This window comes from Faecalispora jeddahensis (assembly GCF_000577335.1).
GTDB classification, from domain to species: Bacteria; Bacillota; Clostridia; order Oscillospirales; family Acutalibacteraceae; genus Faecalispora; species Faecalispora jeddahensis.
In genome coordinates this window covers 1-25,060 of record NZ_CBYL010000022.1, presented here as the reverse complement: position 1 = coordinate 25,060, position 25,060 = coordinate 1, and the positions used below count along the sequence as shown (strand labels likewise).

Sequence of the window (25,060 nt, the reverse complement as noted above, 5' to 3'; positions counted from 1 at the left end):
TTCAAAGCTTATTTCTCCAGCATTTTCATGATTTTAGCCTTAGGCTGCAGGCCGACGGAGGAAGAAATCAGCTTGCCGCCACGCATTACCGCCAGCATCGGGATGCTCATCACGCGGAATGCCTGAGCAAGCTCCTGCTCTTCGTCTACGTTGATCTTTGCAATCTTTACTTTGCCTTCCAGGTCCTGGCTGAGCTCCTCTACAGTCGGGCCGAGCATTCGGCAGGGCCCGCACCAGGGCGCCCAAAAATCGATGAGCACCGGCTGCTCGGATTCCAGAACCTCTTTTTGATAATTATGTTTGGTCAAATGGATTACTGCCATTTGAATTGCCCCCTTGTTGTTTTTTTACAGTATAGCAACATTCCCCGGCGCCGTCTGTGACTAAATTACAAAAAGGAATTCCGCGGGGAATTTCCGATCTGAATGCTGGAGCACCGCGCGGAAACTATGGAGCGGTTTTGCCGTTGGCGCGCTAAAAATATGATTTTTGTTGGGCTGTGCTGCATTTCCTTTGTCGAAAAAGCCCCGAAAGGAGCAAAAAGGTATTTTCAGGCAAAAGAAAAAAATCAGGGGTTGACTTTTTGTCATATGGCGAGTACAATTACTTTTAGCTATTGATGCTTTAAACCAATAAATCGTTTGCGGCCGATCAGCGTACCGCAAAAGGAGGAGAATATGAAACAATTCAGAAAAATGATCGCAGTGGTTCTGACGGTTGCGATGGCGGCTTCTTTGGGCGCGTGCGGGAACGGCGGCGCGGCTTCTTCATCCGCGGCGGCTTCTGCGGCCAATTCTGCCGAAAGCGGAAAGATGATCAATATCGGTGTGGCTCAGCTGCTGACTCACCCGGCGATGGATGCTTCTTTGAAGGGCTTTAAGGATGGCCTTGCCTCTCAGGGCTTTGAGGAAGGCAAAAACGTTACTTATGATATTCAAAACGCGCAGGGTGAGCAGTCGAACTGCATCACCATCGCGAATACTTTCGCGAATAAAAAGCCCGATCTGATCCTCGCAATCGCGACTCCGGCGGCGCAGGCCGTGGCGAAAGTAATTACAGATACCCCGGTGATGATTACGGCGGTGACAGATCCGGCGGATGCGAAGCTCGTGGCCAGCAATGAAAAGCCCGGCGGAAATGTTTCCGGCACCAGCGACAAAACGCCGGTGAAGGAGCAGATCGAAATGCTCAAGGAAATCGTGCCCGACGTACAGACGGTCGGCATCATGTATACCTCCAGCGAAACGAACAGCCAGCTGCAGGCCAAATGGGCCAAGGCCGCCTGCGAGGAGCTGGGCCTGAAGTATCAGGAGTTCACCATTTCGAACACGAATGAGATTCAGCAGGTCGCGCAGTCGATGGTCGGCAAGGTGCAGGCGGTTTACATCCCCACCGACAACATTCTGGCTTCCGGCATGAAGAACGTGGCGGCGGTCACCAATTCCGCGAAGCTGCCCCTGATCGTTGCTGAGGTTGGCCCGGTACAGAACGGCGGCCTTTGCACCGTGGGCATCAACTATGAGAAGCTCGGCTACCAGACCGGCCTGATGGCCGCAAAGGTGCTCAAAGGCGAGGCGAAGCCCGCCGACATGGCGATCGAATACCAGACCGAATACACCATTTCTTACAACAGCGCGGTTGCAAAGCAGCTGGGAATTACTCTCCCCGAGAGGATCCTCAAGGGCGAAGATGTAGCGGCGGCAAAATAATAAAGAAAAATCCGGTGCTTGTTGCCGGGTCAAGGCAGGCGGAACGCATTCCGCCTGCCTTTTTTTGTCTGTCTCATTGATGAAAAGCAGAGAAAATGCGAGGTTTCGCCTTCTTTGCGGAAGAAAGCGAGAAATCGGTACTTGACATTTTTTTCGGGGCAGAGTAAAATACAGCTATTGATTTGATGCTTTAAAACAATGAACGCTTCACTTAGATAAAGCGTCTTTGAGGAGGACGAATATGAAAATAAAAAACAAAATCGCCGCGACGGCATTGGCTGCGGTGATGGCGATGTCTGTCACAGCCTGCGGGAATGCGGGCAGCGCCTCGTCTGCGGCTGCGGAGAATTCCGCCGCGAGCGGCAAAACGATCACCGTCGGCGTGGCACAGCTGGTGACCCATCCTTCTCTGGATGCTTCGCTGAAAGGCTTTCAGCAGGCATTGACGGATGCGGGCTATGTGGAAGGCCAAAACGTTATTTATGATGTGCAGAACGCGCAGGGCGAACAGGCCAACTGTGTGACAATCGCAAATACTTTGGCGAATAAAAAGCCGGATCTGATTCTGGCGATCGGTACCCCCGCCGCGCAGGCCGTGGCGAAGGTCATCACCGATACCCCGATTCTGATTACCGCCATCACTGATCCTGCGGATGCAAAGCTGGTGGCCAGCAATGAAAAGCCCGGCGGAAATGTTTCCGGCACCAGCGACAAAACGCCGGTGAAGGAACAGCTCGAAATGCTCAAAACGCTCGTCCCCGAGCTGGAGACGGTGGGCTTTTTGTACAGCTCCAGCGAAACGAACAGCAAGCTTCAGATCGAGTGGGCCAAGGCGGCCTGCGATGAGCTGGGCCTGAAGTATAAGGATTTTACCGCTTCGAACTCCAACGAGGTGCAGCAGGTCACGCAGTCCATGGTTGGTAAGGTGCAGGGCGTGTATATTCCCACCGATAACCTGATGGCTTCGAACATGAAAAACGTGACTTCCGTCACCTCTGCAAACAAACTGCCGGTGGTGCCGGGCGCGATCGGCATGGTAACTGACGGCGGAACCTGCACGGTGGGCCTCAATTACGAAAAGCTCGGCTATCAGACCGGCCAAATGGCGATTAAGGTGCTGAAAGGCGAGGCAAAAGTTGGCGATATGCCCATAGAGTACCAGGATCAGCTGGATGTTTACTACAACAGCGAAGCGGCTGCCAAAATGGGCATGGTGCTTCCGGATTCCATCACCAAGAACGGTCAGGACGCCTTGGCTTCCGCCGCTTCTTCCCAGAAATAAAGGGTTGCAATCTCCCTTAAATTCGTTTACAATAATTAATTGAATGTTCCCGTGTTTTGCCTGCGCAAAATGCGGAGTTCAGGCGGTGGGGCGGCTCACCGCCTGAAACTGTTATTAATACACGGAATAGAGGAACGATATGGAGCTAATGAATTTACTGGGGGCCGTTCACGGCGCGGTGGCCCAGGGTGTTTTGTGGGGAATTATGACGCTCGGCGTTTACATTACCTTCCGGATTCTGGACTTTCCGGATCTGACGGTTGACGGTTCGTTCGCTACCGGCGGCGCGATTTCCGCCATTCTGACTGAGAGCGGGATGAACCCTTTTCTTACGTTGATTTTTTCGCTGATGGGCGGTATGCTCTGCGGATTTATTACCGGCTTTTTGAACACGAAAATGAAAATCCCGGGAATCCTCGCGGGAATTTTAACAATGACGGCGCTGTATTCGATCAATCTGCGCGTCATGCACGACAGGGCCAACGTCCCCCTGCTCGGTGTGGATACGGTGGACGTGCAAGTGGGCGGCTGGCTGCCCATGCTCTCCCGCTATAATGCGCAGCTTCTGCTGGGCGGCGTGGTTGCGGTTGCGATGATCTTCCTGCTTTACTGGTTTTTTGGAACCGAGCTGGGCAGTGCCATCCGGGCAACCGGCAACAATCCCCATATGGTGCGTTCTCTCGGTGTGAATACCGATACCATGGTCATTCTGGCTCTGGTGCTGTCAAATGGTCTTGTCGGCCTCTCCGGCGCTTTGGTGGCACAGGTGCAGGGCTTCGGCGATGTGAGCATGGGCATCGGCACCATCGTAATCGGCCTTGCTTCCGTTATCATCGGCGAAGTGCTTCTGGGGCGCATCATGGGCTTCTTGCCGCGCCTGATCGCCATGATCGCTGGCTCGGTGGTTTACCGCATCATCATTGCCGTGGTTCTGTTCTACGGCCTGAAATCGCAGGATATGAAGCTGCTGTCCTCCATCGTGGTGGCGCTGGCACTGTTTACGCCCACCATGAGCAGAATGTTCCAGGATTCTATGGCTCGCCGCGCGGCGAACAGCCCGGGCAGAATGGTGCCCGACAAGGCTTTTGAGGACGCGATCGACGATTCGGACAAGGATCCTGACGAGCCGAACCAACAGGGTTAAGGAGGAATGGCAATGCTGAAACTGACAAATGTATGCCGTACCTTCAATAAGGGCACGGTCAATGAAAAAAGGGCGCTGGTCAATCTGAACCTTCACCTGAAGCCGGGCGATTTCGCCACGATCATTGGCGGAAACGGCGCGGGCAAAAGTACCCTGCTGAACCTGATCGCAGGGGTGTTCCCCTGCGACGGCGGCAAAATTGAGCTGGATGGGCAGGACATCACTTTCCTGCCGGAATTTAAACGCGCAAAGCTGCTGGGCCGTGTGTTTCAGGACCCGATGCGTGGCACGGCGGGCAGCATGTGGATTGAAGAGAACCTTGCGCTGGCCAACCGCCGCGGCCAAAGCCGCACGCTGCGCTGGGGCATTACGAAAGAGGAAAGAGCCGCCTACCGCGAACAGCTGAAGGTGCTGGAGCTTGGCCTGGAGGATCGCCTGAACAGTAAGGTGGGCCTGCTTTCCGGCGGTCAGCGTCAGGCGCTGACGCTTTTGATGGCGACGCTGCAAAAGCCGAAGCTGCTGCTGCTCGACGAGCACACCGCTGCGCTGGACCCCAAAACGGCGGCGACAGTTCTGCGCCTGACCGATGAGTTTATCAAGCGCGACAATTTGACCGCGCTGATGGTCACGCACAATATGAAGGACGCTCTGGCCTACGGCAACCGTATCATCATGATGAACGAGGGCCGTATCCTGTTCGATATTGAGGGCGAGGAAAAGAAAAACTTGACGGTGGAGGAGCTGCTCAAACGGTTCCAGTCCGCGCAGGGTGATGCGCTGGTGAACGACCGGATGCTGCTTTCCTGACCAATCTTTTCGCTTGTTTTTCAAAAAGGCTTGCTTTGCAGGCCTTTTTTTCTGTATGATGGAGAATATGAGGGGAGAGGGAAGCACAATGACAAAACTATTGCTTGGTACTATTTTTCTGCTTCTGGATTACAGCCTTCCGTTTGGGAATGGTGTGCTGGGGCTGCTGCCGGATTTTGTGGGGTACGCGCTGCTCTGGTTCGGTGCCAAAGAGCTGGATTCGTACGGCGACCGATTTGAGGACACCCGCCTGTATTCGCTGATTCTGCTGCCTGTTACCGGAATCATCTATGTGCTGGACGCGCTGGGTGTGACGAATTTGCTGGGGGTGTATGGTCTGCTGGCGCTGCGGGTTCTGATGACCTGCGCCGCACTGCTTGTTTCGTACCGTTTGATTTTTGCGATTAATCAGGTGGAGGTAAAGCTGCGCCGCCCGATGGATACGGTACAGCTGATGGATTCCTGGAGGGTTTCGGCTCTGTTTTTGGCGATGGCCTATGTCATGCTGCTGGTGTCATTCCTGGCCAGATTCAGCTCTATGATGCTGCTAGCGGCAGGACTTTATTATGTTATCTGCTTTGCGCGGTCTTGGCTGAAGTACCTGAAAAAGTAATCGGACAGAAAAAGGCCCGTTCCGGCTGAATGAACTGCGCCAAATTGTGAGGACAGTACAAAAAGGCCCCCGATCGTAGGGTATTCAATTAAGCAACAAACTGGTGTCGCTTTTCGAGCGGTGCCAGTTTTGTCTTTAACTGGATGCGCTGATGGTTGTAAAAACAAATGTATTCATCGATTAATTCTCTGGCTTGTTGAAATGTATGAATCTTCTGCCTGTAGATGCATTCCGTTTTGAGGCAGGAAAAAAAGTTTTCAGCCATTGCATTGTCATAGCAATTTCCGCGTCTTGACATGGATGGAGTAATGCCGTATCTTTGAGTCAGGCAGAAATATGCTTGGGATGTGTATTGAAAGCCTTGGTCACTGTGGAGCTGCAACTCCGCAGTGACATTTTCTTTTCGCTTGGCAAGCCGGATTGTATCCAAAACCAGATTTACCGTCTGCTCTGTACCTGTTTTGTAGGAGACAATGCTGTTGTCATATAGATCCCGGATAATGGACAGGTACAAGACTCCCTGACCTGTATGGATGTAAGAAATATCCGTGACCCACTTTTGGTTTGGCCGCAGGGCAGTGAACTGTCTGTCCAACAAATTGGGGTATTTGTGCAGTTGTTCTCCCATTTTTCGGTATTTCCGGTAACGGCGGATTTCAGCGAGCAGATCATACTTCTGCATAATGCGCAATACCGTTTTGGGATTCCGGTAAATTCCCCTCTTTTGCAACCAGATATGTACTCTGCGGTAGCCATAAGTTCTTCGGCAGGTTTGTTGGCATTCCGCAATCAGTACAGCCAGAGACTGGTCAAACTGTGGCTTGTTTATTCTTTTGACGTACTCATAGTAGCCACTGCGGGATACCCCAATAAATTGACACATAGTAGTGATTGGATATTTTCCTTTGTGATGATATATTGCCAAATATTTTACTTGTGGCCTCACTTCCTTCCAGCGAGATGAAGAAAATCCCGCAATAATTCATTTTCCATCTTGAGACGTTTGTTCTCGTATTTATATTCTTGCAGTGTTACAGCTGGTTTTCGCCCTCGAGACTTTTTCAATGGCTCTGTTGATCTGCTTTTCTTGTTTTCACGCTTAATGATATTCCGAATCGTATAATATGTCTTTCCGTATACTTTCATTAACTCCCGTACTGTTTCTCCTGCTCTATGTCGGGTAATTATCTCATGGACTATTTCTTGTGGTATATTTGGTGTTCCTTTTTGTCTGTGCATAGCGAAGCCCCCAATCGTAGTTATATTATCCTACGATTGGGGGCCTTTTGTCATTGTCCGTTTTTTACGGACTTGTTCAGAAAGCCGGAACGGGCTTTTTGATTGTTCACGGCGAGGCATTGCTCCGCCGCGCTCGGTTTATTGAATCGAGATTTCAGAAGAACTCGGCAGAGCCTTTGCGTTCTTCTTGGGCAAGGAGAGTGTTAAAATACCGTTTTCATATCTTGCGCTGACTTCCTCGGGCCTTACATCGCCGACGTAGAAGCTGCGCGAGCAGGCGCCGCTGTAACGCTCCTGGCGGATATACTGGCCATCCTTATCTTTTTCTTCTTTGCTCATACCCTTTGAAGCGCTGATGGTCAGGTAATGATTGCTGAGATCCACATGGATTTCATCCTTCTGGAAACCGGGCAGGTCTACCGCCAGCTCATACGCCTGAGGCAGTTCCTTCACATCGGTTTTCATCAGATTCTGGCCACGTCTGCCATACAGCGGGTTACGGCCGCCGAAGAGGCTTTTTTCAAACGGGTCTTCAAAAAAGTTATCAAATAGATTTTCACCAAAAAGGCTGGGCAACATAAATCATTCCTCCTATCAAATTCTGATCTTCATGCCCACTTAGAAGCTCCTGATTAGGATCTTCTTTCTTGGTACGTCTATACTATAATACGCAGAATTAGCACTGTCAACACGAGAGTGCTAATTTTAACAGAAAGTTTAATCTTCATGCGAAGAAAAGTCATATTTGGGCAGGCCTGTGCAATCAAAAACTCCACAGTGAAGCTGTGCAGAAAAAATCATCTGTTTTCTCGATTTCACACGTAGCTAGAGATAAAAAGAAGCCGCTCCCACAGGGAGAGCGGCTTTGGAGCAAAATAATTATTTCTTCTGAAGTACCTCTACGATTTCGCCCTGGAAAATGTTATGGTAATCCTTCTCGGGGTACCACTGGCCGTCGAGGGCAGGATCGATAAACCCGGCAGGGTCAAGCTTCTGGCAGTGCAGCTTGCGGCAGATCAGCACCAGCTTTGCTTCTTGAAAATACGGTGCTTTCGCGTCAAAGGCAGGGGTCAGCCCGCTCTCCTTTGCCTTGTCTACATCGCGGCCTGAATGAGCGCCGCAGTAGGCCAGCGCTTTTTTGTAGGAGTCCTCGAAAAAGTTCAGGGCATAATATTCCTGTTCATTCACAAATTCCAGAGTGTACCGCTGCGGGCGAATATAGACACTGGCTACGTTTTTGCCCCAGAATACTCCCAGGGCTCCCCAGCTGGCGGTCATCATGTTATATTTCTGCTCGGTCCCTGCGGAAATCAGCATCCATTCTTTGCCGATCAGGGTGAAGGGGTTGATCGACAGGTCTTCCGGCTTGATTTTCTCCAACATTATCGTAACCTCCATTTTTGATTCGTTTCATTTTTATCATACCCACCATATGGAAAAAATGCAAGCGGATTTTGCGGTGCACGAGCCTGACATGGGAATTATTCATTCTATCCAAACGGGGCAAGCTTTTGAGTCAATCTTTGTCGCGAATGGATAAATTGAATAATTATGCAAATTGGGGTTGATTTTTTGAACTTAAAGCGTATAATTAAACACAAGACTTAGCGTGGAAAAAAGATTGATGAAAAAGGAGTGCTACTTATGGCAAAGCAAATCAAGAAAATTGTGCTGGCGTATTCCGGCGGCTTAGATACATCTGTCATCATCCCCTGGCTGAAGGAAAATTACGAGGACTGCGAGGTCATCGCGGTGGCCGCGGATGTTGGTCAGGGCGACGGCGAGCTGGCCGGTCTGGAAGAAAAGGCGAGAAAAACCGGCGCTTCCAAGCTGTATATTGCAGACCTGAAAAAGACCTTTGTCGAGGATTACATCTGGCCGACCCTGAAGGCGAATGCGGTTTACGAGAGCAAATATCTGCTGGGCACTTCTTTTGCAAGACCCATCATCGCAAAGCGGCTCGTCGAGATCGCCAAGGCTGAGGGCGCGGACGCCATCTGCCACGGCTGCACCGGGAAGGGCAATGATCAGGTTCGGTTTGAGCTGACCATCAAGGCGCTGGCTCCTGAAATGACTGTTATCGCTCCGTGGAGAGTATGGGACATCAAATCCAGAGAAGAAGAGATCGAGTATGCGGAATCCCACAACATTCCGCTGAGCTTTACGAAGGAAACCAGCTATTCCAAGGATAAGAACCTGTGGCATTTGTCGCATGAGGGTCTTGATCTGGAAAACCCAGCGAACGAGCCGCACTATAATAAAGAGGGCTTTTTGGAGCTGGGCGTTTCGCCCGAGCAGGCCCCCGATGAGCCGACCTATATCACCCTTTCGTTTGAAAAGGGTGTGCCCACAAAGCTCAATGGCGAGGCGCTCGACGGCGTTGCGCTGATCGGGAAGCTAAACGAGCTGGGCGGCAAGAACGGCATCGGCATTGTCGATCTGGTGGAAAACCGGCTGGTCGGCATGAAATCCCGCGGTGTGTATGAAACTCCCGGCGGCGCGATCCTGTACCACGCGCACAACAAGCTGGAGGAGATCACGCTCGACAAAGAAACGTATCATTACAAGCAGGGAATCAGCTTGAAGTTTGCTGATATCGTGTACAACGGCCAGTGGTTCACTCCGCTGCGTCAGGCGCTTTCCGCCTTTGTGGACAGCACCCAGCAGTATGTGACCGGCGATGTGAAGCTCAAGCTGTACAAGGGCAACATCATCGATGCCGGCGTAACCTCTCCCTACTCCCTGTATGACGAAGAAGTCGCCACGTTCAGCGAAGATCAGGTTTACAACCAGGCGGATGCCACAGGCTTTATCAACCTGTTCGGTCTGCCGCTGAAGGTGATGGCGCAGAAGAGAAAATCATAATCCTGCCGGCTTCGGCGTGGGATTTGGCGGGAGGCGGACAACATTTTGTTCGCCCCCGTCTGCTTTTCAGAACAAAATGACGGAGGCAATCACATGAAGCTTTGGACAGGACGGTTCCAAAAAGAAGTTGACCCGAAAACAAATGATTTTAACTCTTCCATTTCCTTTGACAGCCGAATGGCGAAAGAAGATATCGAAGGCAGCATCGCCCACGCAACCATGCTGGGTGCGTGTGGCGTGATCGAGCAGCACGAGGCAGATGTTATCTGTGACGGCCTCATGGGCATCTGGCAGGACATTGAGAGCGGCAAGCTTGCGATCGACCCGAACGCGGAGGATATTCACACCTTCGTGGAGGGCGAGCTGACTGCCCGCGTGGGCGACGCGGGCAAGCGCCTGCACACCGCCCGCAGCCGCAACGATCAGGTGGCGCTCGATCTGCGCTGCTACCTGAAAAAGGAATGCGGCGTGCTGCAGGCGCAGCTTCGGCAGTTGATCGAGGTGCTGTGCCGCAAGGCGATTTTGCACAGCGAGGACGTAATGCCCGGTTATACGCACATGCAGCGGGCGCAGCCGATCACCTTTGGGCACCACCTGATGGCCTATGCGGAGATGTTCCTGCGCGACGTAGAGCGCATCGGTGATGCGTACAAACGCATGGATGTGTTGCCGCTCGGCTCCGGCGCTCTGGCGGGGACGACTTACCCCTTAAACCGTGAGCTGACTGCCCGTTTGCTGGGGTTTTCGGGCGTAAGCCAGAACAGTCTGGACGGTGTGGCCGACCGTGATTTCTGTGTAGAGCTGGCCGCGGCCGTGTCGCTCGCGATGGTGCATCTTTCCCGCTTCTCGGAGGAGATCATCCTCTGGTGCTCGTGGGAATTTAAATTCGTGGAATTGGACGACGCATTTTCTACCGGCTCAAGCATCATGCCGCAGAAGAAAAACCCAGATATTGCGGAGCTGGTGCGCGGCAAATCGGGCCGTGTATTCGGCGATTTGATGACGCTGCTGACGATGCTCAAGGGCCTTCCCCTTGCGTACAACAAGGATATGCAGGAGGATAAGGAAGCCATCTTCGACGCCGTGGACACCCTAAAGCTTTGCCTGACGCCGTTCATCCCGATGATTGAAACGATGAAGGTACTGCCGCAGAACATGCGCGCGGCGGCGGCCAGGGGCTTTATCAACGCGACAGACTGCGCGGATTATCTGGTGGGCAAGGGCCTGCCGTTCCGCGATGCCTATAAAATTACAGGCGCTCTGGTGGCCCAGTGCATCGCCGAGGGCGAGACGCTGGAGACCCTGCCCCTTTCGGAATACCAGAAAGCATGCCCCGCGTTTGACGACGGCGTATATCAGGCCATTTCGCTTGAAACTTGTGTGGCAGGGCGAAAAGTTACCGGCGCTCCCGCCCCCGAAAACGTGCGGGCACAGGCGGAGCGGGTACTGAAGCTTTTGGAACAGGCAGGCTGAGCCTGCACGCACGTCGCGGGCGGGTTAAACCCGCCAATACATCGCGGGGAGGCTCGCAAAAAAACAACTTTTCTTCTCGCGGAAATGAATTTGCGAAAAACTGCCGCACGCACCTCTGCACACTGAGGAGAGCGCTCTGAAAAGGGCCGCCGAACGAGAATGGAAAGCTGTTTGTTTATACTTAGCAAGGCGAGTGGGCATTTTCATTGGAGCGTCTTTCCAGTAGCTTTCGGCGTTGCATTCCAGAACTTGCTCCCCAAACGGATTCCAAAGGTGTCCTTTGGCGAGTCTTTGCTACCTTTCGCCTCGTAGCGAAAGGTAGCGCCCGCCCCGGCATGAGGGGCAAACGAACAAAAAATAAATTTTCCCCGCGGCGAAGCCGCACGAAGAAAACCTCTAAATAAACGAACAAAACAGTTTCAGCAAAAAGAGGGAAAACCTGAGTGGGGAACTCTTCGTCAGAGCAACTTCCTTTCAGGCGGCCTCAAAAAATAAAAAATTCAGCCAATAAATTAAAAGAAATACCCATGAGGAGGAATGAAACATGATCAAAGCGGGAGTCATCGGCGCCACAGGTTATGCGGGGGCTGAACTCGTTCGTCTGCTGCTGGCCCACCCACAGGCGGAGCTTGCGGCTATCAGTTCAGTCAGCTTTACCGGGCAGGCACTCAGCGAGGTGTACCCGGCGTACCTTAGCCGATGTGACATGACCTGTACCGATCAGGAAGAGGTCATTGAAAAAAGCGATGTGATTTTCGCCGCGCTCCCTCATGGGCTTTCCCAAGAGCTGGCGCAGCAGTGTCACGATAAGGGCCGTGCGTTTATCGATCTGGGCGCGGATTTCCGTCTGGAGGATGAGGCGGAATACACCGAGTGGTACGGCGGCGGCTTTTTGAGCAAGGAACTGCACAGCGAGGCGGCCTACGGCCTGCCGGAGCTGTTCCGCGAGAACATCAAAGGCAAGCGCCTGATCGCGAACCCCGGCTGCTACACCACGGCGGTGCCGCTAGCGCTGGCCCCGGCGGTGAAAAACGGGCTGGTAGAGCTTTCGGGCATTATCGCGGACTGTAAGTCCGGTGTGACGGGCGCGGGCCGCAAGCCTGCCCAAAACACGCACTATCCCGAGCTCAATGAGGGCTTTTCTGCCTATAAGGTAGCAAATCACCGTCACACTCCCGAAATGGAGCAGACCTTGTCGCACGTGGCGGGAGAAAAAATCCACTTGACCTTTGTGCCGCATCTGCTGCCGATCAACCGCGGCATTCTGGCTACCTGCTATGCTTCCCTCAAACCGGGGGTCACACAGGAGCAGCTCCGCGAGGCGTATGAAGAGGCGTATGCAAACGAACCGTTTCTCCGCCTTTTGCCAAAGGGCATGAGCGCGGATATCAAGAACGTGCGGTACTCGAACTTCTGCGATGTATCGCTGTTTACAGACCCGCGCTGCGGGCAGCTGGTTGCGATTTCGGCCATCGACAATATGGTCAAGGGCGCGGCCGGGCAGGCGGTGCAGAACATGAATCTGATTTTTGGCTTAGAAGAAACCGCCGGGCTCTTGATGATGCCCCCGGCATTTTAACACGGCAGAGCAGGAAAGGGGAAATCCAACATGAGTTTTGAATGGATTGAGGGCGGCGTAACGGCGGCCAAAGGGTTTTTGGCGGGCGGCGTTTACTGCGGCATCCGCAAGAATAAAACCAAAAGTGACCTCGCGATGATTTACAGCGAAACCCCCTGCTCGGCAGCGGGAGCGTACACCCAGAACCTTGTAAAAGGCGCGCCGGTGGTCGTCACAAAGAAAAATCTGGAAAACGGCGTGGCGCAGGCAGTGATCTGCAACAGCGGCAACGCCAACACCTGCAATGCGGACGGCGAAGAAAAAGCGATGCAGATGTGTCAAATTGCCGGCAAAGCGCTCGGCATCCCGGCAGAGAATGTGATCGTCGCCTCCACGGGCGTGATCGGGCAGATTCTGCCGATCGAGCCGATCGCATCCGGCGTGCCGGAGCTGGTCAAAACGCTTTCTCCCACGGGTTCCGACGCGGCGGCGGAAGCGATCATGACGACCGATCTCGCGAAGAAGCAGGTCGCGCTGAAAGTGACGGGCGCGGGAGTAGAGTTTGTGATCGGCGGCATCGCAAAGGGTTCGGGCATGATTCACCCCAACATGGCGACAATGCTCGGCTTTCTGACGACCGACGCACAGATTGCGCCGGAGGTGCTAGCAAAAGCCCTGAGCCTTGCGGTGAACGATACCTTTAACATGGTGAGTGTGGACGGCGATACCTCTACGAACGACATGGTGTCGATTCTGGCCTCCGGAAAAGCGGAAAGCGCGAAGATCGAAGCGGATGGAGAAACCTTTGCGCTGTTTGCGCAGGGCTTGAAAGAAATCTGCACCGCGCTGGCCCGGATGATCGCGAAGGACGGCGAGGGCGCTACAAAGCTTTTGGTCTGCCATGTGGAGGGCGGAAAGGATGAAGCTGCGGCGAAGGCAGCCGCGAAGAGCGTGATCTGCTCCAGCCTCGTTAAAGCCGCTATGTTCGGCGCGGACGCCAACTGGGGGCGCGTGCTGTGCGCGATCGGCTATGCCGGTGTGCCGATAGACATTATGAAGGTAGACCTTGATTTTGAGTCTAAAGCGGGAACCATCGCGGTATGCCGCAACGGCGCGGGTATTGAGTTCGACGAGGATGTGGCGAAGAAGATTCTGGTAGAGGATGAAATCAACATCAATGTGATGCTGCACGACGGCGATGCTGCGGCCACGGCCTACGGCTGCGATTTGACCTATGATTACGTCAAGATCAACGGAGATTACCGCTCCTGACCAAACGGCGGGCGGAATAAGGATGTGAACAGATGAAAATTTCGAACAGTGACAGAGCGCAAGTGCTGGTTCGGGCGCTGCCCTACATTCAAACGCACAAAGGCAAAACCGTGGTGGTCAAATACGGCGGCAACGCCATGGTGAACGAAGACCTAAAAGCGGCCGTGATGAGCGATATCGTGCTGATGCAGCTGGTGGGCATCCATGTGGTGCTGGTGCATGGCGGCGGACCCGAAATCAGCGCGATGCTGAAAAAGATCGGCAAGGAAAGCCGGTTCGTCAACGGAATGCGCTACACCGACGAAGAAACGGTAGATATTGTGCAGATGGTGCTGGCTGGAAAGGTCAATAAGGACCTGGTGCAGCTGCTTGAGCGCAACAACGGCCGCGCGGTGGGCCTGTGCGGGCTCGACGGCGGCATGATCAAGGTGCAGAAGCTGCAGGCCGAAGAAGACCTTGGCTTTGTGGGCGACATCACCCACGTGAACACCTCTGTGATCACCGATGTGACAGAGGCGGGCTATGTTCCGGTCATCGCGACGGTTGGCGCGGATGAAAACGGGACGGCGTATAACATCAACGCGGATGTGGCGGCGTCGCGCATCGCGGCGGCGCTGGGCGCGGAAAAGCTGATCCTGATGACGGACATCCGCGGTCTGCTGCGCGACAAAAACGACGAAGAAACCCTCATCCCTCAGGTGAACGTCAGCGACGTGCCGCGCCTGAAAAAAGAGGGCATCATCAGCGGCGGCATGATCCCGAAGATCGACTGCTGCGTGGAGGCGGTGCGGCGCGGTGTTCCCAGAGCGCATATCATCGACGGGCGCACGCCCCATTCCATATTGATCGAGCTGTTCTCCGATGAGGGGATCGGCACTATGTTTTATTAACGGATAGGAGGGAAATGAAATGCTGTTTCAAGAGGTGCAGAACCAGGAAAAGGAATACCTGATGTCTACCTACAACCGCTTTCCGGTTGCGCTGGCGAGCGGCTCGGGCGCAAAGGCTGTGGATACCGAGGGCAAAGAGTACATCGATTTTGGCAGCGGCATCGGCGTCAATTCGCTCGGCTACTGTGACCCGCAGTGGGTCAAGGCGGTTTCGGAGCAGGCTGCGACGCTGCAGCACATCTCAAACTTATACTACAGCCCTGTCAGCATTCAGCTCGGCGAGAAGCTGTGTGGGGCCAGCGGGTTTTCCAAGGCGTTCTTTGCAAACTCCGGCGCGGAAGCGAACGAGGGCGCGATCAAGCTGGCAAGAAAATACAGCAGCGACAAATACGGCGAGGGACGCGGTACGGTCATCACGCTGATTCAGTCGTTCCACGGCCGCACAATCACTACACTGACTGCGACCGGACAAGAGAAGCACCACCAGTATTTCACTCCCTTTACCCCGGGCTTCGCGTATGCGAAAGCGAATGATCTCGAAAGCGTCAAAGCGCTGGCAGACAAAACCGTGTGTGCCGTGATGCTGGAGATGATTCAGGGTGAGGGCGGCGTGCTGCCGCTCGACAAGGAGTTCGTACAGGGCGTAGCTGCGTTCTGCAAAGAAAACGACATTCTTCTGCTGGTGGACGAGGTACAGACGGGCGTTGCCCGCACCGGCAGCTTCTTCAGTTTTGAGCAGTACGATATTCAGCCCGATGTGGTTTCGTGTGCCAAGGGCCTTGGCGGCGGCCTGCCGATCGGCGCGGTGCTCTGCACCGAGGCGCTGAAGGACGTGCTTGGACCCGGACACCACGGGACGACCTTCGGCGGAAATCCGGTTTGCGCGGCGGGCGGTCTGGCCGTGCTCGAGCGCGTGACCGCTCCCGGCTTCCTGGAGGAGGTTCAGAAAAAGGGCGCCTACCTGCGGGAACGCCTGCTGGCCATGCCCCAGATTGCCGGAGTGCGCGGCATGGGTATGATGCTGGGCGCATCGCTCAAACAGGGTGAGGCAGGCGTCATTGCAAAAGCGTGTGTGAAGAACGGGCTACTGATCCTGACGGCGCACGACGTACTGCGGCTGCTGCCGCCGCTCACGATTTCTTACGAAGAGATCGACAAGGGCATGCAAATCCTGCAAAAGACTCTCGAGGAGGAGCTTTCATGAAACACTTGCTGAAAATGCTTGATCTGTCTGCAGAGGAGATTACAGACATCCTCAACACGGCGGATCAACTGAAATATGAAAAGAAACACAATATTCCGCACCCGCGCCTTGCGGGCAAAACGCTGGGTATGATCTTCCAGAAGGCGTCTACCAGAACGCGCGTGTCGTTTGAAACCGGCATGTACCAGCTGGGCGGATACCCGCTGTTCCTTTCGTCCAGTGATTTGCAGATCGGCCGCGGCGAGCCGGTGCAGGACACCGCCCGCGTGCTGTCGCGGTACCTTGACGGCATCATGATCCGCACCTATGAACAGTCTGAGGTGGAGGCTCTGGCGGAGTACGGCTCGATCCCGGTCATTAACGGCCTGACGGATTTTGCCCACCCCTGCCAGGTGCTGGCAGACCTGATGACGATCCGCGAGGCGCGCGGCCAGCTCGACGGCCTGAAGATGTGCTTTATTGGCGACGGAAACAACATGCTCAATTCGCTGGCGGTCGGCGGCCTCAAGATGGGGATGAAGGTTTCGGCGGCGTGCCCCAAGGGCTACGAGCCGGACGCGCGGGTGCTGGAATTCGCGAAGGGCAACCCGAATTTCTTCCTGACCGATAAGCCCGAAGAGGCGATCGCGGGAGCGGATGTTGTGATTACCGACGTCTGGTCTTCGATGGGTATGGAAGCGGAGAAAGAGAAGCGCCAGCGCGATTTTGCCGGGTACCAGATCAATTCGGAAAACCTGAAGCTGGCCGCGCCGGAGGCAATGGTTCTGCACTGCCTGCCCGCCCACCGCGGCGAAGAGATCACCGAAGAGGTGTTCGAAGCGCACGCAGATGAAATCTTTGAGGAAGCCGAGAACCGTCTGCACGCGCAGAAGGCGGTCTTGGTGAAGCTCTTGGGCTGATTTTGAACTTGCAGTCGCCCTGTGCGTTATGAATCAATCGAAAAAAGCGCCGTTCCTTTTGAGGAACGGCGCTTTTTGCAGGCTGGGTCCACACCATACATTGAGAGGGAGGAAATCGTCAAACAGATTCAGTGGGTCAAAGCTCCTTTTTCATCAAAAGCAAGCGGTATTCAGAATGGCCAACAATAACTGGTTCTTCCGAATACTGTATAAACCCTTTCTTTTTATAAAAGGCAATGGCCGGTAGATTCTTTTCCAGCACGCCCAGGGTTAAGACTTTTTTACCGTGAGACGCAGCAAGCATTTCCGCTTTCTTCATAAATTTTGAACCTGCTCCTCTGTCTTTAAAACCATTCAGAATATATAGCCTGTCGATCTCCAAAGCGTTTTGCTCCAGGATGTATTTCATATAGCCTACGGCTGAGCCGTCTTTCTCCAAAAACAAAAAATGGTTCGCGCCGTCTTCCAGCTCTTTTTTCAGATTTTCGCTGCTGTACTTGCTCATTACATACGCTTCCACGTCGCTGCGATCAAGCAAATGATGAAATGCATCTGAGTATGCAGTCCGGCTTATCGTTTCCAGTTCCGTAAGATCAGAAATGTCACAGCTTCTAAAACACTCCATTTATGATTCCTCCTGGTGAAACAGTATCCTTATATATTTTTAGTGTATAACAAAATATTGGAAAATAATAGAGTTCTTCCTACAGAAAAAGATACAGTTGCTTTCGGCAAATTGCTCCGCGACATGTATGCGGGTTTAACCCGTGTGGTTACGGGATTGTTTCTTTACAGGAAATGGAAGGGACTGCTATAATCTAGACAAAACGGGCGGGTGGAACCCGCGGAAGAATGGAACCCTTTTAGGAACAGAAAGGAGCCGATCCCCGTGAGAACCAGAAGAAACCATCCGGTAGCTGTTTCAGCCGTTATGCTGGCAGCGGCAGCCTCACTGCTGTTTACCGCCTGCTCTGCCGGCAGCGCCAGCCCTAAGACTGCTGCCGCTCAGAACATGGACTCGGTGGCCTCATCGGTCACAACCGCCGCAAAATCACAGGAGAACGCCGGCGTGGAGGGCGGCGGAACCGATCTTGGTGCCGCGCAGAAGGCGCTTTCCGACCAGAAGATCATAGAGCGGCTGAGTTACCGTATCGAAACGCTGGAGTTTGACCAATCGATTCAAACGCTGCAAGCGCTCACGGAGCAGCTTGGCGGTTACATTCAAGAATCCGGTGTGGACGGCGACGGTGCGCTGCAGAAAAATGACAGCCGCACGGCGCATTATGTACTGCGGATTCCACAGGAAAAGCTGAAGGTGTGGAAAGAAAAGTCCGGCACGATCGGTTCGGTGCTGAACGTTTCCAGCAGCAGCGAAAATATTACGGAAAGCTACTACGACACCGAGGCGCATTTGAGCGCTCTGAACACCCAGAGGGACCGCCTTCTGGAGCTGATGAAGAAGGCTGATAAAATGGCCGATATTGTGGAGCTGGAAAAGGCTCTGGCCGATGTGACCTACCAGATCGAACAGCTGACCGGCACCCTGCGCCAGTATGATTCGCTGGTGAATTACAGCACGGTTACGGTCGACCTGTTTGAAGTGAGCAAGGCGACGATTATCGACAAAACGCCCGTAACGCTCGGCGAAAAGATCTCGTACCAGTTCCGGCAGTCTCTGCGCTGGATGGGTGACGCGGGCGAGGGTGCGCTCGTCGTGGTGATCGGCGGTCTGCCGATTCTGCTGCTGCTTGCCGTCGTGGGCGGTATTGTTTGGCTGGTTGTGCGCCGGAAAAAGCGCCGTGCAAAACTTTCCGTTCCGGTGAACGGTGGGGATGACCCCGGCAATCCTCCGCAGCTTCCGCCGCAGGAATAAAACGAAATGATAACGGGGCTTACGGTCTCCATCCGAAACGGATGGGAGCGGCAAGCCCCGTTTTTATTTCTGCAATTCAGCGGCTACTGCGTCAGCACGCCGTTGTCTGAGAAAAGCAGGATCAGGATATCGCGTTCAAATCCCTCGTTGGCGTCGATATAGACCAGCACCTGTTCCTTCTTTTCATCCTTGCTTTCACATAAAAATTCGTAGGTGGTCACTTCGTTGTATCCGGGGGTCGGGATAATGGCTAGCCGGCCCTCTTTTACCGTGAGGTAAGGGCTGACATTTTTCTGCGCCTCGGCCATGGTCAGCGCTACCTTGGGCACCGCGCGATTCGTATGGTTCATCACGTAGCCGGTCGCATCCACCTCAACAATTTCGCCGTTGTCCATCGCGACGGATACCTTGATCAGGTCGGGATAATACACCGTGCCCTGTATGGCGTACGCAAAGTTGATGGTGCATTTACCGTCGTGCATGAAGTAATAGCTTTCTTTCATGCCGGTATAGCCGCGGGAATCCAGAAATTCCTTGGCCTTTTTCAGCGCCGCCTCGTAATTCAGGTTGTCGGTGCCGATGTCACGCGGATTCATCAGCCGCACAGGGATCCCGCCCGCCTTGGTGATGGATACGCGGATATCGCCGTATAAAAAGTTGTACGCGGGCAGACCGCCCTCGTTGTCTGTGGTGTGGGTCAGTTTTGACTGATCTACATTCAGGAATTTGGCCGCCAGTACCTGCGCGTTGCCCTGCGGCACCTCGGCTTTCCCTTCGATCAGTTTTGGCTTCTGCTGGCCGATATGGTCGGAGAACGGGCCATCATAAATCAGCTGGGGGTAATCCTCGAAATCCTTGGCAACAGATTCCAGCTTATCGCTGAACACCGGCTGCGATGCTCTCAGCCCCTTGACAAGAGATTCCGTTTCGCCGATCTTCAGGTCACCGGCAGAAAGCTCATCCTCTACCTGAGAGAGCCCTTGACGCAGCTTGGTTGCATATCCGCCAAGGCTTTGAATCTGTTCGTATTCATCCGTGCTGATTTTTTGCCCGGCGCTGATTTTGGCGGAAAGGGAAGTGGAGAAATCCCCTACCTGCGCCAGAAATTTGCTCATGTTGTCAAATTCGTCGCCCTTTAAAGGCAGGGCCGAAAGAGCGGCCTTCGCGCCGCTGGAATCGCGCATCAAACGCGCGGCCACGCCGTTCTGCTGCGTGGAAGTATTGGCATAAACCGCCTTGGTGAGCGTTGTTTCCAGGCTCGACACATAATCGCCCAAATCGCTGAGCGAACGACGGTAGCTGTATTCCAGGTCCGTGCGGTACCGGTTTGCAGTCCACCAGCCGCCGATGGCGGTGCCGGTCAGCAGCAGTACCAGCGCGGCGGCTACGCTGCCGATTTGTATTTTTCTTCTGCGGGTCATTTTCGTTCCCTCCGTTTCGGTATTTATTTTGAGCGAAGCGGCTCCAAATATGCGGACTTTGTGAAAGGTTTCGATAAGGCTCGCAGATAACAACCGATTTTGACAAATTGTAAACTTTTTTTATAAAAATGAGTTGACATAGAAAGCGCGTTTGCTATACTGAATAGGAATTCATTTCACGGGGGACAAGCCTGTTTTTCGTGTGCCGCAAAATGTGCCGCCGCATGCCGAACTACTTTTCACAGGTATGATTTTATGGTATAATTAAAAACTGAGTACTATCAGGTGATACAACGAAACAGAGCGGAGCGGTGAAATGGTAATCATGGGCATAGACCCGGGGTATGCGATCGTGGGATACGGCGTGGTAAGCGCGCGTTCGGGCAAATACCGCCCGATGGAATACGGCGCAATCACAACGCAGGCGGGCGAGGTGTTTGAAGACCGCCTGGTGTCGATCTACGATTCAATGTGCGCGGTTCTGGCGCACAACCGGCCGGATGCGGTCTCCATAGAAAAGCTGTATTTTACGAACAATAAAACAACCGCGATCGGCGTTGCGGAGGCCCGCGGAGTCATTCTGCTGGCAGTGCGCAAGGCCGGAGTGCCGATATTTGAATATACGCCGCTTCAGGTAAAACAGGCGGTGACAGGTTACGGACAGGCGAAAAAGCCGCAGGTGATGGAAATGACGCGAAAGCTTTTGTGCCTGACGGAACTGCCGAAGCCGGACGACACAGCGGATGCGCTTGCAATGGCGATCTGCCATGGACAGGCGGCAGGCTCGCCTTTGCGCCGCGCCATGCTGTCGGGAGGAATCAGATAAATGTTTTACAGTGTATCGGGCATCTTAATTCATGCAGAACCAAACCTTGCCGTGGTAGAATGCGGCGGCGTGGGCTTTAAGTGTTTTACCTCCATGAACACGCAGCGCTCTTTGCCGCAGATCGGCGAGAAGGTTCGTCTGTTCACGTACCTGAGCGTGCGTGAAGACGCACTCGATTTGTTCGGATTTTACACGATGACGGAGCTCAATTGCTTTAAAATGCTCACATCTGTCAGCGGTGTGGGCGCGAAGGTAGGCGTTTCGATTTTGTCGGAGCTGTCGCCGGAACAGGTTGCGCTTGCGGTGGCCTCGGGCGACAGCAAGGCGCTGTCCCGCGCCAGCGGCGTGGGCCCGAAGCTCGCGCAGCGCATCGCGCTGGAGCTCAAGGATAAAGTGAAAAAGATGGGTGTGGCAACTGTTTCTGCCGGGGACACCGCTGTGAATCCCGCGATCGGCAACGCGGCCGGTGCGGTCAGCGCGCTGGCAGTGCTGGGCTGGTCGCCTACGGAGGCCGCGCAGATCGTCGGCCGGTTCGACAGCAGCCTCCCTGTGGAGGAGCTGATCCGGCTGTCGCTGAAATCGATGGGAGGAGGACGATAAGACATGGAATTTTCCTTTGAAAACGAACTTGATCTGGAAAACCGTGTCGTCGCCCCTGACTATAATCCCGAGGACGCGGAGGTGGAAAATCCCCTGCGCCCGCGCCAGCTTTCGGAATACATCGGCCAGCAGAAGGTCAAGGAAAATCTGGCGGTGTTCATGGAGGCGGCCAAACAGAGAAAAGAAACGCTGGACCATGTTTTGCTGTATGGCCCGCCCGGCCTTGGCAAGACGACGCTCGCGGGAATTATCGCGAACGAGATGGGCGTGGGGGTGCGCATCACCTCTGGCCCGGCGATTGAGAAGCCGGGCGATCTGGCGGCGATTTTGACGAACCTTTCCCCCGGCGACGTGCTGTTTATTGATGAGATTCACCGCCTGTCGCGCAGTGTGGAGGAAATTTTGTATCCCGCGATGGAGGATTTCGCGCTCGATATCATCACCGGCAAGGGGCAGATGGCGGCTTCTTATCACCTGCCGCTGCCGCCGTTTACGCTGGTGGGCGCGACAACACGCGCGGGGCAGCTTTCGGCGCCCCTGCGCGACCGCTTTGGCGTTGTGCTGCGGCTGGAGCTGTATTCGCCGGAGGAGCTTGCGCAGATCGTCACCCGCAGCGCCGGGATTCTCGGCATCCCTATTGAGCCGGAGGGCGCTCTGGAGCTGGCGTCCCGCTCCCGCGGCACGCCGCGTATCGCCAACCGCCTGCTGCGCCGTGTGCGCGATTTTGCGCAGGTGATCAGCGACGGGGTGATTACGGTTCAGGCGGCGCGGCGCGCGCTTGAAAGGCTTGAGGTGGATGAAATCGGCCTTGACGCGAACGACCGCCGCATGCTGCGCACGATGATCGAGTATTACCGGGGCGGCCCGGTGGGACTGGATACGCTTGCCGCCGCTATCGGGGAGGAATCCGTTACGCTCGAGGATGTTTACGAGCCTTATCTCATTCAAATCGGCTTTTTGAGCCGTACGCCGCGCGGGCGCTGTGTGACGCGGTCGGCGTATTTACATTTGGGCCTCACCCCGCCGGAGGATCTGACGGGTGCGCAGCAAAAGCTGTTTTAACGCGGGGCAATGACTAAGATTTGATATGCCTTTTGGAAAGTGGCATTATTATAAAAACGATCGAATGATCGATGGGAGACGCAACATGGGAAGATTGTTTGGAACCGACGGCGCCAGAGGCGTCGCAAACGCAGATTTAACGTGTGAGCTGGCGATGAATATCGGCCGCGCCGCAGCGATGGTATTGGGTAAAGGCGGCAAGCGCCATCCGAAAATCCTGATCGGCAAGGACACGCGCATTTCCTCCGACATGCTTGAAAGCGCGCTGGCCGCGGGCCTTTGCAGCATCGGCGCGAATGTGGTGCATCTGGGCGTAGTGCCTACCCCTACGGTGGCCTACCTGGTGAAGAAGTACGGGGCCGACGCGGGTGTGATGATCTCCGCTTCGCACAACCCCTGCGAATTCAACGGCATCAAGATTTTCAGCAGCACCGGCTATAAGCTGCCCGACGCGCTCGAGGAGCAGATCGAGGCGATCGTGCTCGATCACGAGGAAAAGCCCCAGTTCCCCACCGGCGGCGAGGTCGGCTCTATTTCCGCCGCGCCCCAGGCACTGCGGGATTATATGGATCATGTGAAGAGCACGGTGCCGGAAAACGCGCTCAAAGGCCTGCGCGTTGCGCTGGACTGCGCGAACGGTTCCTCCGCGATGACCGCGCAGACGCTGTTTACCGAGCTGGGCGCGGAGTGCCACATGCTCTCCGACGCGCCGAACGGCGTGAACATCAACGACAACTGCGGCTCTACCCATATGGAGACGCTGATGGAATACGTGAAGGCGAATCATATGGACGCCGGTCTGGCGTTCGACGGCGACGCCGACCGCTGCCTTGCCGTGGATGAGCAGGGCCAGCTGGTGGACGGCGATTTCCTGATGGCAATCTGCGCGCTCGACCTGAAATCGCAGGGCCGTCTGGCGAAAAGCGCCGCGGTCGGCACGATCATGACGAACATGGGCTTTATTCGCTTCTGCGAAGAAAACGGCATCAAGTTTGCGGCCACAAAGGTGGGCGACCGCTATGTGCTGGAAGAGATGCTGCAGGAGGGCTATAATTTCGGCGGCGAGCAGAGCGGGCATATCATTTTCCTCGACCACGCCACCACGGGCGACGGTCAGATGACCGGTGTACAGCTCTTAACGATCCTCAATCGCCGCAGGGCGCATTTGTCGAGCCTGGCGACGCTGATGGCCCGCTACCCGCAGGTGATGGTCAACGTGACTGTCAGCCGCGAGGGCAAGCTGCGCTTTTACACGGATGCCGAGGTCAATGAGGCGATTGAGCGCGCCAAGGCGCGTCTGGGCGCCAAAGGCCGCGTTGTGGTGCGTCCCTCCGGTACAGAGCCGCTGCTGCGCGTGATGATCGAAGGCGAAAATCACGACGAAATCAGTGCGCTGGCGCACGAGGTAGCCGATGTGGTGCGCGAGCGCCTGGCATAACGGAGGATTCATTTGAGAGCTGCAGACTGGAACGATTACGAATTGCTCGATGCTTCCGACGGGGAGCGGCTCGAGCGCTGGGGCGAGGTCATTCTGATCCGCCCCGACCCACAGATTATCTGGAAAACACCGCGCGAGCATCCGATGTGGAAGCGCGCCCACGCGCGCTACCTGCGCTCAAACACGGGCGGCGGGCGCTGGGAGGAATACCGCACGGTGCCGGGCATGTGGAAAATCAAATATCGCGAGCTGACGTTTCAGCTCAAGACCATGGGTTTTAAGCACACCGGCATTTTCCCCGAGCAGGCGGTGAATTGGGATTTTGTCATGAAGAAAATCCGGGATGCCAACCGACCGGTAAAGGTGCTGAACCTGTTCGGCTACACGGGTGCGGCGACGCTGGCGTGCGCATCGGCCGGTGCGGAGGTATGTCACGTGGATGCCTCCAAGGGCATGGTGGCATGGGCCAGGGAAAACGCGGCGGCCTCCGGCCTTTCGGACAAGCCCGTCCGCTGGCTGGTGGATGACTGCGTCAAGTTCGTGCAGCGCGAGCAGCGACGGGGCAATACCTACGACGGCATCATCATGGACCCGCCCTCCTATGGGCGCGGACCGGGCGGCGAGGTGTGGAAGCTCGAGGAGCAGCTGTACCCGCTGGTGCAGCTTTGCGTGCCGCTGCTTTCGAAAGATGCCCTGTTTTTTGTGTTGAATTCTTACACCACTGGGCTGTCCCCTTCAGTGATGGCATATTTGTTGGGAACCCTATTACAAACGCAGTTCGGCGGCTCCGTTTCGGCGGATGAAATCGGGCTCCCAGTTACACAGAGCGGTCTGGTGCTGCCCTGCGGCAATACGGCCATTTGGGCAGGTTAAACCTGCACATGC

General features: G+C 54.8%; 25 protein-coding genes. 18 read left to right on the top strand and 7 right to left on the bottom strand.

Going from position 1 to position 25,060, the window contains the following annotated elements; translation table 11 throughout:
* Positions 1 to 8 precede the first annotated feature (8 nt).
* Positions 9 to 323: a thioredoxin gene (gene trxA / locus TY09_RS09815; RefSeq protein WP_042433727.1), complete on the bottom strand. Its 315-nt coding sequence runs from the start codon at positions 321 to 323 to the stop codon at positions 9 to 11.
* Positions 324 to 677: 354 nt separating this feature from the next.
* Between trxA and TY09_RS09805 the strand changes: the two genes are divergently transcribed.
* The 5 genes from TY09_RS09805 to TY09_RS09785 all read left to right on the top strand — a co-directional run bounded on the left by TY09_RS09805 (position 678) and on the right by TY09_RS09785 (position 5,555).
* Complete coding sequence (locus TY09_RS09805; protein ID WP_042433723.1) at positions 678 to 1,709, top strand: ABC transporter substrate-binding protein; 1,032 nt, start codon at positions 678 to 680, stop codon at positions 1,707 to 1,709.
* Between the two features lie 241 nt (positions 1,710 to 1,950).
* On the top strand, positions 1,951 to 2,991 hold the full coding sequence (locus tag TY09_RS09800; protein ID WP_042433721.1) for an ABC transporter substrate-binding protein: 1,041 nt from the start codon (positions 1,951 to 1,953) through the stop codon (positions 2,989 to 2,991).
* 139 nt (positions 2,992 to 3,130) lie between these two features.
* Entirely contained in the window at positions 3,131 to 4,135 is a 1,005-nt protein-coding gene (locus TY09_RS09795; RefSeq protein WP_009060845.1) for an ABC transporter permease, read from the top strand.
* A gap of 12 nt (positions 4,136 to 4,147) precedes the next feature.
* A complete protein-coding gene (locus tag TY09_RS09790; protein WP_009060864.1) occupies positions 4,148 to 4,942 on the top strand; it encodes an ABC transporter ATP-binding protein in 795 nt (264 codons plus the stop codon).
* Positions 4,943 to 5,030: 88 nt separating this feature from the next.
* Positions 5,031 to 5,555, top strand: a complete 525-nt coding sequence (locus TY09_RS09785) for a hypothetical protein (RefSeq protein WP_042433719.1) — start codon at positions 5,031 to 5,033, stop codon at positions 5,553 to 5,555.
* Positions 5,556 to 5,643: 88 nt separating this feature from the next.
* Here the strand turns inward: TY09_RS09785 and TY09_RS09780 are convergent, their stop codons facing one another.
* The 4 genes from TY09_RS09780 to TY09_RS09765 all read right to left on the bottom strand — a co-directional run bounded on the left by TY09_RS09780 (position 5,644) and on the right by TY09_RS09765 (position 8,177).
* On the bottom strand, positions 5,644 to 6,501 hold the full coding sequence (locus tag TY09_RS09780; protein ID WP_147584646.1) for an IS3 family transposase: 858 nt from the start codon (positions 6,499 to 6,501) through the stop codon (positions 5,644 to 5,646).
* A complete protein-coding gene (locus TY09_RS09775; protein ID WP_035316831.1) occupies positions 6,498 to 6,794 on the bottom strand; it encodes a hypothetical protein in 297 nt (98 codons plus the stop codon). The genes TY09_RS09780 and TY09_RS09775 overlap by 4 nt, the downstream gene beginning before the upstream one ends.
* 138 nt (positions 6,795 to 6,932) lie before the next feature.
* Positions 6,933 to 7,373 carry an Hsp20/alpha crystallin family protein gene (locus tag TY09_RS09770; protein WP_042433716.1) on the bottom strand — a complete coding sequence of 147 codons (441 nt, stop codon included), beginning with the start codon at positions 7,371 to 7,373 and terminating at the stop codon, positions 6,933 to 6,935.
* Between the two features lie 300 nt (positions 7,374 to 7,673).
* On the bottom strand, positions 7,674 to 8,177 hold the full coding sequence (locus TY09_RS09765) for a flavin reductase family protein (protein ID WP_042433714.1): 504 nt from the start codon (positions 8,175 to 8,177) through the stop codon (positions 7,674 to 7,676).
* A 261-nt stretch (positions 8,178 to 8,438) separates the two neighbouring features.
* On the opposite strand from TY09_RS09765, the gene TY09_RS09760 reads away from it, so the two are divergent.
* The 7 genes from TY09_RS09760 to argF all read left to right on the top strand — a co-directional run bounded on the left by TY09_RS09760 (position 8,439) and on the right by argF (position 16,955).
* Positions 8,439 to 9,659, top strand: a complete 1,221-nt coding sequence (locus TY09_RS09760; protein WP_042433712.1) for an argininosuccinate synthase — start codon at positions 8,439 to 8,441, stop codon at positions 9,657 to 9,659.
* 93 nt (positions 9,660 to 9,752) lie between these two features.
* Positions 9,753 to 11,132: an argininosuccinate lyase gene (argH, locus tag TY09_RS09755; RefSeq protein ID WP_042433709.1), complete on the top strand. Its 1,380-nt coding sequence runs from the start codon at positions 9,753 to 9,755 to the stop codon at positions 11,130 to 11,132.
* Between the two features lie 544 nt (positions 11,133 to 11,676).
* Positions 11,677 to 12,711, top strand: coding sequence for an N-acetyl-gamma-glutamyl-phosphate reductase (gene argC, locus TY09_RS09750; protein WP_042433707.1), 1,035 nt, complete (start codon positions 11,677 to 11,679; stop codon positions 12,709 to 12,711).
* A 30-nt stretch (positions 12,712 to 12,741) separates the two neighbouring features.
* Complete coding sequence (gene argJ, locus TY09_RS09745) at positions 12,742 to 13,962, top strand: bifunctional glutamate N-acetyltransferase/amino-acid acetyltransferase ArgJ (protein ID WP_042433705.1); 1,221 nt, start codon at positions 12,742 to 12,744, stop codon at positions 13,960 to 13,962.
* Between the two features lie 32 nt (positions 13,963 to 13,994).
* The gene (gene argB / locus TY09_RS09740; protein ID WP_009060880.1) at positions 13,995 to 14,852 is read left to right on the top strand and encodes an acetylglutamate kinase; all 858 of its coding nucleotides are present in this window, start codon (positions 13,995 to 13,997) and stop codon (positions 14,850 to 14,852) included.
* A 19-nt stretch (positions 14,853 to 14,871) separates the two neighbouring features.
* Positions 14,872 to 16,056: an aspartate aminotransferase family protein gene (locus TY09_RS09735; RefSeq protein WP_042433703.1), complete on the top strand. Its 1,185-nt coding sequence runs from the start codon at positions 14,872 to 14,874 to the stop codon at positions 16,054 to 16,056.
* A complete protein-coding gene (argF, locus tag TY09_RS09730) occupies positions 16,053 to 16,955 on the top strand; it encodes an ornithine carbamoyltransferase (RefSeq protein ID WP_009060912.1) in 903 nt (300 codons plus the stop codon). Before TY09_RS09735 ends, argF begins: the two co-directional genes overlap by 4 nt.
* A gap of 136 nt (positions 16,956 to 17,091) precedes the next feature.
* Here argF and TY09_RS09725 read toward each other — a convergent pair whose 3' ends face one another.
* Positions 17,092 to 17,580 (bottom strand): GNAT family N-acetyltransferase, encoded by a 489-nt coding sequence (locus TY09_RS09725; RefSeq protein WP_074432628.1) that lies wholly within the window; start codon positions 17,578 to 17,580, stop codon positions 17,092 to 17,094.
* Between the two features lie 264 nt (positions 17,581 to 17,844).
* Between TY09_RS09725 and TY09_RS09720 the strand changes: the two genes are divergently transcribed.
* On the top strand, positions 17,845 to 18,828 hold the full coding sequence (locus tag TY09_RS09720; protein WP_042433700.1) for a DUF4349 domain-containing protein: 984 nt from the start codon (positions 17,845 to 17,847) through the stop codon (positions 18,826 to 18,828).
* Positions 18,829 to 18,911: 83 nt separating this feature from the next.
* Here TY09_RS09720 and ypeB read toward each other — a convergent pair whose 3' ends face one another.
* The gene (gene ypeB, locus TY09_RS09715; RefSeq protein ID WP_009060925.1) at positions 18,912 to 20,249 is read right to left on the bottom strand and encodes a germination protein YpeB; all 1,338 of its coding nucleotides are present in this window, start codon (positions 20,247 to 20,249) and stop codon (positions 18,912 to 18,914) included.
* A gap of 316 nt (positions 20,250 to 20,565) precedes the next feature.
* Here ypeB and ruvC point away from each other — a divergent pair, with 316 nt between their 5' ends.
* The 5 genes from ruvC (at position 20,566) to TY09_RS09690 (ending at position 25,048) form a co-directional block, all read left to right on the top strand.
* Entirely contained in the window at positions 20,566 to 21,075 is a 510-nt protein-coding gene (gene ruvC, locus TY09_RS09710) for a crossover junction endodeoxyribonuclease RuvC (protein WP_042433697.1), read from the top strand.
* Positions 21,076 to 21,675, top strand: coding sequence for a Holliday junction branch migration protein RuvA (gene ruvA, locus TY09_RS09705; protein ID WP_009060881.1), 600 nt, complete (start codon positions 21,076 to 21,078; stop codon positions 21,673 to 21,675). It abuts the gene before it with no gap.
* Between the two features lie 3 nt (positions 21,676 to 21,678).
* Entirely contained in the window at positions 21,679 to 22,737 is a 1,059-nt protein-coding gene (gene ruvB, locus TY09_RS09700) for a Holliday junction branch migration DNA helicase RuvB (RefSeq protein ID WP_009060916.1), read from the top strand.
* An 85-nt stretch (positions 22,738 to 22,822) separates the two neighbouring features.
* Positions 22,823 to 24,175, top strand: a complete 1,353-nt coding sequence (glmM, locus tag TY09_RS09695) for a phosphoglucosamine mutase (protein ID WP_042433694.1) — start codon at positions 22,823 to 22,825, stop codon at positions 24,173 to 24,175.
* 12 nt (positions 24,176 to 24,187) lie between these two features.
* The gene (locus TY09_RS09690) at positions 24,188 to 25,048 is read left to right on the top strand and encodes a class I SAM-dependent methyltransferase (RefSeq protein WP_042433691.1); all 861 of its coding nucleotides are present in this window, start codon (positions 24,188 to 24,190) and stop codon (positions 25,046 to 25,048) included.
* The last annotated feature ends 12 nt before the right edge of the window (positions 25,049 to 25,060 follow it).

Coding starts and splice junctions, on each gene's coding strand:
- TY09_RS09770 (WP_042433716.1), bottom strand. CDS start 7,373: ATGTTGCCCAGCCTTTTTGGTGAAAATCTATTTGATAACTTTTTTGAA.
- trxA (WP_042433727.1), bottom strand. CDS start 323: ATGGCAGTAATCCATTTGACCAAACATAATTATCAAAAAGAGGTTCTG.
- TY09_RS09805 (WP_042433723.1), top strand. CDS start 678: ATGAAACAATTCAGAAAAATGATCGCAGTGGTTCTGACGGTTGCGATG.
- argB (WP_009060880.1), top strand. CDS start 13,995: ATGAAAATTTCGAACAGTGACAGAGCGCAAGTGCTGGTTCGGGCGCTG.
- argC (WP_042433707.1), top strand. CDS start 11,677: ATGATCAAAGCGGGAGTCATCGGCGCCACAGGTTATGCGGGGGCTGAA.
- ypeB (WP_009060925.1), bottom strand. CDS start 20,249: ATGACCCGCAGAAGAAAAATACAAATCGGCAGCGTAGCCGCCGCGCTG.
- TY09_RS09795 (WP_009060845.1), top strand. CDS start 3,131: ATGGAGCTAATGAATTTACTGGGGGCCGTTCACGGCGCGGTGGCCCAG.
- TY09_RS09735 (WP_042433703.1), top strand. CDS start 14,872: ATGCTGTTTCAAGAGGTGCAGAACCAGGAAAAGGAATACCTGATGTCT.
- ruvA (WP_009060881.1), top strand. CDS start 21,076: ATGTTTTACAGTGTATCGGGCATCTTAATTCATGCAGAACCAAACCTT.
- TY09_RS09765 (WP_042433714.1), bottom strand. CDS start 8,177: ATGTTGGAGAAAATCAAGCCGGAAGACCTGTCGATCAACCCCTTCACC.
- argJ (WP_042433705.1), top strand. CDS start 12,742: ATGAGTTTTGAATGGATTGAGGGCGGCGTAACGGCGGCCAAAGGGTTT.
- TY09_RS09785 (WP_042433719.1), top strand. CDS start 5,031: ATGACAAAACTATTGCTTGGTACTATTTTTCTGCTTCTGGATTACAGC.
- argH (WP_042433709.1), top strand. CDS start 9,753: ATGAAGCTTTGGACAGGACGGTTCCAAAAAGAAGTTGACCCGAAAACA.
- TY09_RS09800 (WP_042433721.1), top strand. CDS start 1,951: ATGAAAATAAAAAACAAAATCGCCGCGACGGCATTGGCTGCGGTGATG.
- glmM (WP_042433694.1), top strand. CDS start 22,823: ATGGGAAGATTGTTTGGAACCGACGGCGCCAGAGGCGTCGCAAACGCA.
- TY09_RS09760 (WP_042433712.1), top strand. CDS start 8,439: ATGGCAAAGCAAATCAAGAAAATTGTGCTGGCGTATTCCGGCGGCTTA.
- TY09_RS09725 (WP_074432628.1), bottom strand. CDS start 17,580: ATGGAGTGTTTTAGAAGCTGTGACATTTCTGATCTTACGGAACTGGAA.
- TY09_RS09775 (WP_035316831.1), bottom strand. CDS start 6,794: ATGCACAGACAAAAAGGAACACCAAATATACCACAAGAAATAGTCCAT.
- TY09_RS09790 (WP_009060864.1), top strand. CDS start 4,148: ATGCTGAAACTGACAAATGTATGCCGTACCTTCAATAAGGGCACGGTC.
- argF (WP_009060912.1), top strand. CDS start 16,053: ATGAAACACTTGCTGAAAATGCTTGATCTGTCTGCAGAGGAGATTACA.
- ruvB (WP_009060916.1), top strand. CDS start 21,679: ATGGAATTTTCCTTTGAAAACGAACTTGATCTGGAAAACCGTGTCGTC.
- ruvC (WP_042433697.1), top strand. CDS start 20,566: ATGGTAATCATGGGCATAGACCCGGGGTATGCGATCGTGGGATACGGC.